At 72.4% G+C, this 11,783-nt stretch carries 10 protein-coding genes; 6 read left to right on the top strand and 4 right to left on the bottom strand.

Translation table 11 applies throughout. The features are described 5' to 3' along the window. Positions 1-140 precede the first annotated feature (140 nt). On the top strand, positions 141-2,651 hold the full coding sequence (locus tag KSNIM_RS07520; protein ID WP_263102448.1) for a RelA/SpoT family protein: 2,511 nt from the start codon (positions 141-143) through the stop codon (positions 2,649-2,651). Positions 2,652-2,732: 81 nt separating this feature from the next. Here KSNIM_RS07520 and KSNIM_RS07515 read toward each other — a convergent pair whose 3' ends face one another. Next, the gene (locus tag KSNIM_RS07515; protein WP_263102447.1) at positions 2,733-3,182 is read right to left on the bottom strand and encodes a MarR family winged helix-turn-helix transcriptional regulator; all 450 of its coding nucleotides are present in this window, start codon (positions 3,180-3,182) and stop codon (positions 2,733-2,735) included. A 58-nt stretch (positions 3,183-3,240) separates the two neighbouring features. On the opposite strand from KSNIM_RS07515, the gene KSNIM_RS07510 reads away from it, so the two are divergent. Then, positions 3,241-4,104, top strand: coding sequence for an NmrA/HSCARG family protein (locus KSNIM_RS07510; protein WP_263102446.1), 864 nt, complete (start codon positions 3,241-3,243; stop codon positions 4,102-4,104). Positions 4,105-4,168: 64 nt separating this feature from the next. Here the strand turns inward: KSNIM_RS07510 and KSNIM_RS07505 are convergent, their stop codons facing one another. Together KSNIM_RS07505 and KSNIM_RS07500 are read right to left on the bottom strand one after the other, a co-directional pair. Further along, the gene (locus tag KSNIM_RS07505) at positions 4,169-5,398 is read right to left on the bottom strand and encodes a DUF349 domain-containing protein (protein ID WP_263102445.1); all 1,230 of its coding nucleotides are present in this window, start codon (positions 5,396-5,398) and stop codon (positions 4,169-4,171) included. Between the two features lie 255 nt (positions 5,399-5,653). After that, positions 5,654-6,445, bottom strand: coding sequence for a peptidylprolyl isomerase (locus KSNIM_RS07500; protein WP_263102444.1), 792 nt, complete (start codon positions 6,443-6,445; stop codon positions 5,654-5,656). Between the two features lie 225 nt (positions 6,446-6,670). Between KSNIM_RS07500 and KSNIM_RS07495 the strand changes: the two genes are divergently transcribed. From KSNIM_RS07495 to KSNIM_RS07480, 4 genes are all read left to right on the top strand, one after another. Continuing rightward, positions 6,671-7,378, top strand: a complete 708-nt coding sequence (locus KSNIM_RS07495; RefSeq protein ID WP_263102443.1) for an MBL fold metallo-hydrolase — start codon at positions 6,671-6,673, stop codon at positions 7,376-7,378. An 11-nt stretch (positions 7,379-7,389) separates the two neighbouring features. After that, positions 7,390-8,652, top strand: coding sequence for a histidine--tRNA ligase (gene hisS, locus KSNIM_RS07490; protein ID WP_263102442.1), 1,263 nt, complete (start codon positions 7,390-7,392; stop codon positions 8,650-8,652). Next, positions 8,649-10,421, top strand: a complete 1,773-nt coding sequence (aspS, locus tag KSNIM_RS07485) for an aspartate--tRNA ligase (RefSeq protein WP_263102441.1) — start codon at positions 8,649-8,651, stop codon at positions 10,419-10,421. Before hisS ends, aspS begins: the two co-directional genes overlap by 4 nt. Before the next feature lie 96 nt (positions 10,422-10,517). Next, positions 10,518-11,021: a GNAT family N-acetyltransferase gene (locus tag KSNIM_RS07480; protein ID WP_263102440.1), complete on the top strand. Its 504-nt coding sequence runs from the start codon at positions 10,518-10,520 to the stop codon at positions 11,019-11,021. On the opposite strand, the gene KSNIM_RS07475 is transcribed toward KSNIM_RS07480, so the two are convergent. Continuing rightward, the coding region (locus KSNIM_RS07475) for a LysR family transcriptional regulator substrate-binding protein (RefSeq protein ID WP_263102439.1) at positions 10,994-11,783 on the bottom strand (790 nt) is incomplete at its 5' end. The two genes, KSNIM_RS07480 and KSNIM_RS07475, sit on opposite strands and share 28 nt — an antisense overlap.

Below are 11,783 nucleotides of genomic sequence, written 5' to 3'. Positions count from 1 at the left end.
GCTGGACGCCCTCGGCCCCGTCTGCCCCGCCCCGCGGCCGGGCCCGGCGGCCGGCCCCGGGCTCGACGGGCCGCCGCCGCGCCCTCGCCGGCGGATTCCGCGCCCGGGCGGCCGACCGGCCGGGCCGCACTCTCGGTACCATGAAGATTCATCCCCTCTCGGTTGCACGACCGACGGGTGCGACCGATGGCGCGACCGCCCGAACGAGGGGGAGGCCCTTGCGCCCCCGAGGAGTGTCCTTGCCCGACGAGGTTGTGCCCACCGCGGAGGCCGCCGCGCCCGAGAGCCGTCCCGCCCCCTCCGGGGCCGGCCCGGCGCGTCCCGCCCCGCCGCCCGCCCACCGGTCCACCTCCGGCGGCGGCATGCGCGCCCGCCTCGCCCGGCTCGGCGGCCAGCGCAGCAGCGCGGTCAACCCCGTCCTGGAGCCGCTGTTCCGCACCATCCGCGCGAACGACCCGAAGGCCGACCCGGTCCTGCTCAAGGAGATCGAGAAGGCCTACGCGGTCGCCGAGAAGTGGCACCGCGGCCAGAAGCGCAAGAGCGGCGACCCGTACATCACCCACCCGCTCGCGGTGGCGACCATCCTCGCCGAGCTCGGCATGGACGCCCCCACCCTGATGGCGGGCCTGCTGCACGACACCGTCGAGGACACCGACTACGGCCTGGAGACGCTGCGGCAGGACTTCGGCGACTCGGTCGCACTGCTGGTCGACGGCGTCACCAAGCTGGACCGGGTGAAGTTCGGCGAGGCCGCGCAGGCCGAGACCGTGCGCAAGATGGTCGTCGCGATGGCCAAGGACCCGCGCGTCCTGGTCATCAAGCTCGCCGACCGCCTGCACAACATGCGCACCATGCGCTACCTCAAGCGGGAGAAGCAGGAGAAGAAGGCCCGCGAGACGCTGGAGATCTACGCCCCGCTGGCGCACCGGCTGGGCATGAACACCATCAAGTGGGAGCTGGAGGACCTCGCCTTCGCGATCCTCTACCCCAAGATGTACGACGAGATCGTGCGCCTGGTGGCCGAGCGCGCGCCCAAGCGGGACGAGTACCTGGCCACCGTGATCGACCAGGTGCAGGGCGACCTGCGCGGCGCCCGGATCCAGGCCCAGGTCACCGGCCGGCCGAAGCACTACTACTCGGTCTACCAGAAGATGATCGTGCGGGGCCGCGACTTCGCCGAGATCTACGACCTGGTGGGCATCCGGGTCCTGGTCGACACCGTCCGCGACTGCTACGCGGCGCTGGGCACCATCCACGCGCGGTGGAACCCGGTGCCGGGGCGGTTCAAGGACTACATCGCGATGCCCAAGTTCAACATGTACCAGTCGCTGCACACGACGGTCATCGGGCCCGGCGGCAAGCCGGTCGAGCTGCAGATCCGCACCTTCGACATGCACCGGCGCGCCGAGTACGGCATCGCCGCGCACTGGAAGTACAAGCAGCGCGCGGTGGCCGGCGCCTCCAAGGTCCGCACCGACACCCCGGCGCACGCCCGCAAGCACGACAAGGCCGACGCCGTCAACGAGATGGCCTGGCTGCGGCAGTTGCTGGACTGGCAGAAGGAGACCGAGGACCCGAGCGAGTTCCTGGAGTCGCTGCGCTTCGACCTCTCCAGCAACGAGGTCTTCGTCTTCACGCCCAAGGGCGACGTGATAGCGCTGCCCGCCAAGGCCACCCCGGTGGACTTCGCCTTCGCCGTGCACACCGAGGTCGGCTACCGCTGCATCGGCGCCCGGGTCAACGGCCGCCTGGTGCCGCTGGAGTCGGAGCTGGAGAACGGCGACACCGTCGAGGTCTTCACCTCCAAGGCGGAGAACGCCGGCCCGTCCCGCGACTGGCTCACCTTCGTCAAGTCGCCGCGCGCCCGCAACAAGATCCGCGCCTGGTTCTCCAAGGAACGCCGCGAGGAGGCCATCGAGCACGGCAAGGAGGCCATCGCCCGGGCCATGCGCAAGCAGGGTCTGCCGATCCAGCGCATCCTCACCGGCGACTCCCTGGTCACCCTGGCGCACGAGATGCGCTACCCCGACATCTCCTCGCTCTACGCCGCGATCGGCGAGGGACACGTCGCCGCGCAGTCCATCGTGCAGAAGCTGGTGCAGGCGCTCGGCGGCGAGGAGGGCGCGACCGAGGACCTCGCCGAGACGGCCACCCCGACGCACCAGAGCCGCTCACTGCGCCGTCGCGCCAAGGGCGACCCGGGTGTGATCGTCAAGGGCGTCGAGGACGTCTGGGTCAAGCTGTCCCGCTGCTGCACCCCGGTGCCGGGCGACCCGATCGTCGGCTTCGTGACCCGCGGCAACGGCGTCTCGATCCACCGCTCGGACTGCGTGAACGTCGAGGCGCTCTCGCACCAGCCGGAGCGGATGATCGAGGTCGAGTGGGCGGCCACCCAGTCGTCGGTCTTCCTGGTGGCGATCCAGGTCGAGGCGCTGGACCGCTCGCGGCTGCTCTCGGACGTCACCCGGGTGCTCTCGGACCAGCACGTCAACATCCTCTCGGCGGCGGTGCAGACCTCCCGGGACCGGGTGGCGATGAGCCGCTTCACCTTCGAGATGGGCGACCCCAAGCACCTCGGCCACGTCCTGAAGGCCGTCCGCGGCGTCGAGGGCGTGTACGACGTCTACCGGGTGACCTCGGCGAAGAAGTAGGGATCACCTCAGGGGCGCGTGGGGTACCCCACGCGCTCCTTGGGGTTCACCCGCTCCTTGGGGTTCACCCGCCCTGGTGGTTCACCCTCCCTCACGGAGGCGCCGGATCTGGCGTTCGGCGAGTTCGACGGTGCGGCGCATGTGGCGGGAGAGGAAGGCGAGCTCCTCCTCGGTGTACTCGGCCAGCAGGGCGTCCCAGCCCTCGCCGAGTTCCCCCCAGAGTGCGCCGAGCCGGGCCGCCGCCGCGGGCACCGGTTCGACCAGTACCCGGCGCCGGTCCTCCTCGTCGCGCCGCCGGGTGACGTATCCGGCCCGTTCCAGCCGGTCCACCAGGCGGGTGGCCGAGCCGCTGGTGAGACCGGTCAGCTCGGCGATCCGGCCGGTGGTGAGCGGTCCCTCCTCCAGGCCCAGCAGGTTGAGGCACTGCACGTCGGTGGGGTGCAGTCCGAGCCGGTCCGCCACTGCCTGGTTGAACAGCGCGTACGAGGCGAGGTAGCGCCGGGAGTCGGCTTCGAGGTCGTGCGGCCGCATGGGCATCCTCCCGAGAAAATATCTGCGTGACGCAGAGAACTCGCCCTACAGTGTCTGCATGACGCAGACATCATATGTCGCGGTGGCCGGAGCCACCGGCACCCAGGGCGCCGCCGTGGTCGACGCCCTCCTCGCGCACGGCCTGCCCGTCCGCGCCCTCACCCGCACCCCCGACTCGGCCGCCGCCCGCGCCCTCCGGGCCGCCGGTGCCCAGGTCGTGGCCGCCGACTTCGACGACCGTGAGTCCCTGGACGCCGCCCTCGCCGGCGCCGCGGCCCTCTTCGCCATGTCGACGCCCTTCGGTACCGACCTCGCCACCGAGGTCCGCCAGGGCACCGCCCTGGTCGAGGCCGCCGCCGACGCCAGGGTCGGCCACATCGTCCTCACCTCCGCCGCGCACGCCGACCGGGACACCGGCATCCCGCACTTCGACACCAAGTACCGGATCGAGCGCCGGCTCGCCGGGCTCGGCGTGCCCTGGACCGTCCTCGGCCCGGCCGCGTTCATGGAGAACTACGCGGGGGAGTGGACCCTGCAGGGGTTGCGCGAGGGCAGCTTCGTCCTCCCCATGCCGCCCGAGCGCCCGCTCGCACTCGTCCCCGCCCGTGACATCGGCGCCTTCGCGGCCCTCGCGCTGACCCGTCCCGAGGAGTTCGCCGGCCGGCGGATCGACCTCGCCTCCGACGCCCTCACCTGCCCCGAGATCGCCGAGGTGCTCAGCTCCGCCACCGGCCGGCCGATCGGCTTCCGCCGCCTCCCGCTCGCCGAGATCGAGGCGTACTCCGCCGACCTCGCCGCGATGTTCCGCTACTTCACCGAGACCGGGCTGGACATCGACACCGCGGCGCTCCGCCGCGACCACCCCGAGGTCGGCTGGCAGGGCTTCGCCGACTGGGCGCACGGCCGCAGCTGGCCGCTGTGACCGGACATGCGGAGGGCCCCCGCCGCGGCGGGGGCCCTCCGGTCGTGCACGCGGGAGCCGGGCGTCAGCCGCCGAACTCCTCCAGGCTCTTCTGGGCCTGGTCCAGCAGGGCCTGACGGCCCGCCAGCTCGGACTCCAGCTTGGCGACCCGGCTCGCGTTGCCGGCCGCACGGGCCTTGTCCAGGTCCGCCTGCAGCTTGTCCACGGCCTGCTGCAGCAGACCGGTCATGCCGGCCGCACGGGCCTTCGCCTCCGGGTTGGTGCGCTTCCACTCGGCGTCCTCGGCCTCGCGGACCGCCCGCTCGACGGCGTTCAGCCGGCCGTCCAGCTGGCCGCGGGCGGCACGCGGCACGTGGCCGATCGCCTCCCAGCGCTCGTTGACCTCGCGCAGCGCCGCCTTGGCCGCCTTGAGGTCGGTGATCGGCAGGATCGCCTCCGCCTCCAGCAGCAGCGCCTCCTTGAGCTTCTGGTTCTCGCCCTGCTCGGCGTCCCGCTCGCTGAACGCGGCGGACCGGGCCTGGAAGAACACGTCCTGGGCGCCGCGGAAGCGCGCCCACAGCTCCTCCTCCGCGTCCCGCTGCGCCCGACCGGCCGCCTTCCACTGCGCCATCAGGTCGCGGTAGCGCGCGGCGGTGTCGCCCCACTCCGTCGAGCCGGAGAGCGCCTCGGCCTCGGCGACCAGCTTCTCCTTGGTCTGCCGGGCGTGCTCGCGCTCGTTGTCCAGCGCCGCGAAGTGCGCCTTGCGGTGCTTGGAGAACACCGAGCGGGCGTGCGAGAAGCGGTGCCACAGCTCGTCGTCGCTCTTGCGGTCCAGCCGGGGCAGGCCCTTCCAGGTCTCCACCAGGGCGCGCAGCCGGTCACCGGCCTCCCGCCACTGGGTCGACTCGGCGAGCTGCTCGGCCTCGGTGACCAGCGCCTCCTTCGCCGAACGCGCATCCTCCTGGGCCTTCGCCCGGGCCGCGCGCCGCTCGACCTGGCGGGACTCGATCTCGCCGCTCAGCGTCTCGAGGCGCTTGGAGAGCGCGTCCAGGTCACCGACCGCGTGGGCCTCGGCCACCTGGGCCTTGAGGTGGTCCAGGGCGACCTGGGCCTCCTTGGCGGCCAGGTCGGTCTTGCGGACGCGGTGCTCCAGCAGGCCGATCTCGGCCTCCAGCCCCTGGTACTTGCGCTCGAAGTACGCGAGGGCCTCCTCCGGGGAGCCGGCCTGCCAGGAGCCGACGACGCGTTCGCCCTCGGCCGTCCTGACGTACACGGTCCCCTGCTCGTCGACACGGCCCCACGGGTCGCTGCTCACAGCGCCTCCTCCAATGACGTCCCGCCCGCCGCATCGGCGCCGGCACGTCGTCCACAGTTGAATGTGCGGCGGACCGGTGGAGTCCGCCGTCCTGCCGCCGAGTGCTGCCGAGGGTGACGGCTGACGGTCAGGGCACCCTATACAACAGCAACATAGGCGACCAGCGTCGGTGCTGTCCGCATCCGGGCCGGGTGATTTCCCGGCCGATCGCGGTGATCCGGCGGCCGACGGCGGCCGGATCACCGCCCGGAAGGATCAACCCTTGGTCGTCGTCACCGAGTTGAGCACCATGTCGGCGACCGGAGCGCCGTCCCCGCCGCCGCCCCGCACACCGCCCGCGGCGATGTTCTGCAGGACGTCGAGGCCGCCCGTCACCTTGCCGAACGGCGTGTACTGCGGGGGAAGCTGCGTGTCCTTGTAGACCAGGAAGAACTGGCTGCCGTTGGTGCCCGCGCCGGCGTTCGCCATCGCCACCGTGCCGGCCGGGTAGGTCGCGCCGGTCAGGTTCTCGTCCGCGAACTGGTAGCCGGGGCCGCCGGAACCGGTGCCGGTCGGGTCGCCGCACTGCAGCACGTAGATGCCCTCGGTGGTGAGCCGGTGGCACTTGGTGTGGTCGAAGTACTTCTCGTTCGACAGGAACGCGAAGGAGTTCACCGTGTGCGGGGCCTTCGCGGCGTCCAGCGCGATGGTGATCTTGCCGCAGCTGGTGTCCAGGGCCATCGTGTAGCCGGCCTTGGTGTCCACCGTCATGGCCGGCTCGGCCTTGAACTGCTTGCCGTTCGGCGAGCCCGGGGCCGGCGTGGTGCAGCCCTTGACCGGGGTGGCCGCGGCGGTCGGCGTCGGTGCGGCGGCGCTGTCCTTCTTGTCGCCGTCCGAGCCGCCGAGCGCCCAGGCCGTACCGGCAGCGGCGACCACCGCGACGGCCACGCCCGCGCCGACCAGCACGTTGCGCTTGCGCGCCTTCTGCTGGGCCTCGGCCCGGCGCTGCATCTGGCGCTCGTACTTCTCGCGGGCGAGCTGCCGCCGCCGCTGTTCGCTACTGACCACCGGCCGTGTCTCCTGTAATGCTGATGCGGGGATTGGGGGGTTCCGGTGCGGATCATCGCATCCGCAGGCGGCCAAGTGTAAGGACCTCGGGTGTAAGTACGAGATCAAACGGCTCCGCCACTGGGCTATCTGGTTCGCTCCCGGTGCCGTGCCGCCGGTAGGCTGCGGTGTGACCGGGCGGTGACACGACCGCCCGCGACCTCCCGACTCGACCGAAGGACTCACGTGTTCGTCGCCGGATTTCCCGCCGGAGCCTGGGGCACCAACTGCTACCTGGTCGCACCGGCCGCCGGCGAGGAGTGCGTGATCGTCGACCCCGGCCACGAGGCCGCGCAGGGCGTCGAGGACCTCGTCCGCGAGCACCGGCTCAAGCCGGTCGCGGTGCTGCTCACCCACGGGCACATCGACCACATCGCCTCCGTCGTCCCGGTCTGCGGCGCCCGCGGCGTCCCGGCGTGGATCCACCCCGAGGACCGCTACATGATGAAGGACCCGGGCCGCGGCCTGGGCCGCGCGCTCGGGCAGCAGATCATGGGCTCGATCACCGTGGGCGAGCCGGACGACGTCCGCGAACTCACCGACGGCAGCGTGCTGGAGCTCGCCGGCCTGGAGCTCACCGTCGACCACGCGCCCGGCCATACCAGGGGGTCGGTGACCTTCCGGACGCCCTCGTCGGACCAGATCCCGCCGGTCCTCTTCTCGGGTGACCTGCTGTTCGCCGGCTCCATCGGGCGCACGGACCTCCCGGGCGGGGACAGCAAGGCGATCATGGAATCGCTGACCCGGGTGTGCCTGCCCCTCGACGACGAGACCGTGGTCCTGTCCGGCCACGGCTCCCAGACCACCATCGGCCGTGAGCGCGCCACCAACCCGTACCTCCTGCAGGCGGCCGGTGCGCTGGACGCTCCGGCCCACCCGCGACGAGGAATGTGACGGAAGAGACGTTGAGCACCTTCTCCGCCCCCAAGGGCACCTACGACCTGCTGCCCCCGAGCTCCGCGACCTTCCTGGCGATCCGCGAGCGTCTCTCCGCGCCCGCCCGCCTGGCCGGGTACGGCTACATCGAGACGCCGGTCTTCGAGGACGTGAAGCTCTTCTCCCGCGGCGTCGGCGAGTCCACGGACATCGTCACCAAGGAGATGTACAACCTCACCACCAAGGGCGGCGACGAGCTCGCGCTGCGCCCCGAGGGCACCGCCTCCGTGCTGCGCGCCGCCCTCCAGGCCAACCTGCACAAGCAGGGAAACCTGCCGGTCAAGCTCTGGTACTCGGGTTCGTACTACCGCTACGAGCGGGCCCAGAAGGGCCGCTACCGCCAGTTCGCGCAGGTCGGTGCCGAGGCGATCGGTGCGGAGGACCCGGCGCTCGACGCCGAGCTGATCGTCCTCGCCGACGACGCCTTCCGCTCGCTCGGCCTGAGCGACTACACGCTGCTGCTCAACAGCCTCGGCGACAAGCAGTGCCGTCCGGTCTACCGCGCCGCCCTGGTCGAGTTCCTGACCGGCCTCGACCTCGACGAGGACACCCGCCGCCGCGCGGAGATCAACCCGCTGCGCGTGCTCGACGACAAGCGCGAGTCGGTGCAGGCCCAGCTCGGCGGTGCCCCCATGCTGCGCGACTACCTCTGCGAGGACTGCAAGGCGTACGACGAGAAGGTGCGCGAACTGCTCACCGCCAACGGCGTGGCCTTCACCGACGACCCCAAGCTCGTCCGCGGCCTCGACTACTACACCCGCACCACCTTCGAGTTCGTGCACAACGGTCTCGGAGCGCAGTCCGCGATCGGCGGCGGCGGCCGCTACGACGGACTCTCCGAGATGATCGGCGGCCCCGCGCTGCCGTCCGTCGGCTGGGCGCTCGGCGTGGACCGCACCTACCTGGCGATGGAGGCCGAGGGCGCCGCCCTCGACCTGCCCGCGCCCACCGCCGTCTACGCCGTCGCCCTCGGCGAGGAGGCCAAGAACGTGCTCTTCGCCAAGGTGGTCGAGCTGCGCCGCGCAGGGGTGGCCACCGACCTCGCCTTCGGCGTCAAGAGCATCAAGAACGCCATGAAGTCCGCCGACCGTTCCGGCGCCCGCTTCGCCCTGGTCGCCGGGGACCGAGATCTCGCCGCCGGGGTCGTCCAGCTCAAGGACATGACCACCGGCGAGCAGGTCCCCGTCGCACTTGAAGCACTCGTATCCACCCTGAAGGAGAAGCAGCTGTGATCCGCACGCACGACGCGGGCACGCTCCGCGCGGAGCACGCCGGAACGACCGTCACCCTGGCCGGCTGGGTCGCCCGCCGCCGCGACCACGGCGGCGTGGCCTTCATCGACCTGCGCGACGCCTCCGGCACCGTGCAGATCGTCGTCCGCGACCTGGACTCGGTGCACGGCCTGCGCGCCGAGTACTGCGTCAAGGTCGTCGGCGAGGTCCGCGTGCGCCCCGAGGGCAACGAGAACCCCGACATCGCCACCGGCGCCGTCGAGGTCGTCGTCAGCGCGATCGAGGTGCTCTCCGAGGCCGCCCCCGTCCCGTTCCCGGTCGCCGAGTACGAGCCCGGCACGGTCAACGAGGAGGTGCGCCTGCGCTACCGCTACCTGGACCTCCGCCGCGAGGGCCCGGCCCGCGCGCTGCGCCTGCGCTCCAAGGTCAACAACATCATCCGCCGGGTGATGGAGGAGAACGACTACCTCGACATCGAGACGCCGTACCTCACCCGCTCCACGCCCGAGGGCGCCCGCGACTTCCTCGTCCCCGTCCGGCTGCAGCCCGGCCACTGGTACGCCCTGCCACAGTCGCCCCAGCTGTTCAAGCAGCTGCTGATGGTGGCCGGCATGGAGCGCTACTACCAGATCGCCCGCTGCTTCCGCGACGAGGACTTCCGCGCCGACCGCCAGCCGGAGTTCACCCAGCTCGACATCGAGGCCTCGTTCGTCGACCAGGAGGACGTCCTGGCCCTCGGCGAGAAGATCATCGGTGCCATCTGGCGCGAGGTGCACGGCTACGAGGTGCCGAACCCGCTGCCGCGGATGACCTACGCGGACGCGATGGCCCGCTACGGCTCCGACAAGCCGGACGTCCGCTTCGGCCAGGAGCTGACCGACCTCACCGAGTACTTCGCCGGTACCGAGTTCCGCGTGTTCCAGGCCCCGTACGTCGGTGCGGTCGTCATGCCCGGCGGTGCCTCGCAGCCCCGCAAGCAGCTCGACGCCTGGCAGGACTGGGCCAAGGCCCGCGGCGCCCGCGGCCTCGCCTACGTCCTCGTCGACGCCGAGACCGGCGAGCTCCGCGGCCCGGTCGCCAAGAACCTCTCCGAGGAGCACCTGGCCGGCCTCGCCGCCGCCGCCGGTGCCAAGCCCGGCGACGCGGTCTTCTTCGCCGCCGGCAAGAAGGCCCCCTCACAGGAGCTGCTCGGCGCCGCCCGTCTGGAGATCGGCCGCCGCTGCAACCTGATCGACGAGTCGCAGTGGGCCTTCCTCTGGGTCGTCGACTTCCCGATGTTCGAGCCCATCGAGGACGACAAGGGCGAGTTCCAGGGCTGGCACGCGGTGCACCACCCCTTCACCGCGCCCACGGCCGAGTCGCTGGCGAGCTTCGACACCGACCCGGGCAACGCGCTCTCCAACGCCTACGACCTGGTGCTCAACGGCTCCGAGCTGGGCGGCGGTTCGATCCGTATCCACCAGCGGGACGTCCAGAAGCGCGCGTTCGACGCGATCGGCCTCTCCGAGGAGGAGGCGGCCTCGCAGTTCGGCTTCCTGCTCGACGCCTTCAACTACGGCCCGCCGCCGCACGGTGGCGTCGCCTTCGGCCTGGACCGCATCGTCACCCTCCTCGGCGGGTACGACACCATCCGCGACGTCATCGCCTTCCCGAAGACGTCCACCGGCGGCGACCCGCTGACGGGTGCGCCGACCCCGATCACCCCGGCGCAGCGCCGCGAGGCCGGGGTCGACGCCAAGCCCAAGTCGGAGACCGAGCCCAAGGCCTGACCAAGGTCGGTTAACCTTTCACGGCCCCGGACGGTGCGCCCGCACCGTCCGGGGCCGGTCCGCAACGGCGTGCGACGACAGAGGGGTGTCACCACCATGGCCGTCCGAACCAGAGTCGAAGTCCCGTCCGACGCCCCCGCCACCCGGCGGGTGCACATGGCGGCCTTCCCCGGCCCCGACGAGGCCGACCTCGTCGACGCGCTGCGCCGCGACCCGGCATGGCTGCCCGACCTCTCACTGGTCGCCGTCGAGGACGAACTCGTTCTCGCCCACGCGCTGTTGACACGGCTTCAGGTCGGCGACGGATGGGCGGTCGCGCTCGCCCCGGTCGCCGTCGCCCCCGAGTGGCAGCGCAAGGGCATCGGCGCCCAGGTCGTGCGCGCCGCACTGGCCGCCGCGGAGGAGGCCGGCGAGCGCCTGGTCGTCGTCCTCGGCGACCCCGGCTACTACTCCCGCTTCGGATTCATCCCGGCCTCCCGCCACGAGGTCACCGGGCCCTACGAGGTCGAGGACGACTGCTTCCTCGTCCTGCCGCTGCCCGGTTACGACGGCTCGCCGCGGGGCCTGTGCCGCTACCCCGCCCCGTTCGACGCCGTCTGATCCACCGCGCCCGTGGGCGGTCGCACCCGGCCGCCCACCGCCACCGTCTCCCGGCAGCTGAGCACGAAGGCCTCCGCGGCCGGCGTCGGCGGCCGGTCCGCCGGCCAGTACAGGCCGGCCCGGCTCGGCCCGAGCCCGAGCACCCGCCGGAACACCACGTCCGGGCGGCCCGCCAGGGCGCCGAGCGAGGCCGGCGCGAAGCCGATGCCCTGTCCGCAGGCCACCGCCGCCAGCCACTCGTCCGGGCTGTGCACCACCGCGCCGACCCGCACCGGCCGTCCGCCGCGGGCGTCCGCGCCCACCCAGTGGTCCTGCCGGAAGCCCGCCACCGCCGGCACCGAGACCACCGCCTCGTCCAGCAGCTCCGCCATCTCCAGCTCGGCGCGGCCGGCCAGCCGGTGCCCGGCCGGCAGCACCACCCAGCGCTCGTCCAGGCCGAGCGGCGCACAGCCGTACCGGCCGTCGGCGGTCGCCCCGCGCTCCCCGCCCTCCTCCGGAGGGGCGTGCCACAGCGCCAGGTCGATCTCCCCGGCGTCCAGCGCCGCCCCGGAGTCGAAGCCGTTGAACTGCCGCAGCCGCACCTGCCAGCCGGGCATCCGCCGGGCGAAGGCCTCCACCGTCGCCAGCCCCACCAAGTGGATCGCGGCGCTCTCGAAACCCACCCGGAGCACCGTCGGCCGGCCGGCCGCCGCCCGGGCCGCCGCCAGCGCGTCGGCCCAGCCGGCCAGCAGGGCGGGCACCCGCGCGGCCAGCTGGTGCGCG

Origin of the sequence: Kitasatospora sp. DSM 101779 (assembly GCF_025655475.1) — a bacterium.
In the GTDB taxonomy this organism is placed as follows: domain Bacteria; phylum Actinomycetota; class Actinomycetes; order Streptomycetales; family Streptomycetaceae; genus Kitasatospora.
The sequence above is the reverse complement of the archived record's forward strand: the minus strand, read 5'-3'. Positions and strand labels throughout refer to the sequence as shown.

Bases quoted from the DNA above. Each gene is read 5' to 3' on its own strand.
- KSNIM_RS07520 (WP_263102448.1), top strand. From the start codon at position 141: ATGAAGATTCATCCCCTCTCGGTTGCACGACCGACGGGTGCGACCGAT.
- KSNIM_RS07515 (WP_263102447.1), bottom strand. From the start codon at position 3,182: ATGCGGCCGCACGACCTCGAAGCCGACTCCCGGCGCTACCTCGCCTCG.
- KSNIM_RS07510 (WP_263102446.1), top strand. From the start codon at position 3,241: ATGACGCAGACATCATATGTCGCGGTGGCCGGAGCCACCGGCACCCAG.
- KSNIM_RS07480 (WP_263102440.1), top strand. From the start codon at position 10,518: ATGGCCGTCCGAACCAGAGTCGAAGTCCCGTCCGACGCCCCCGCCACC.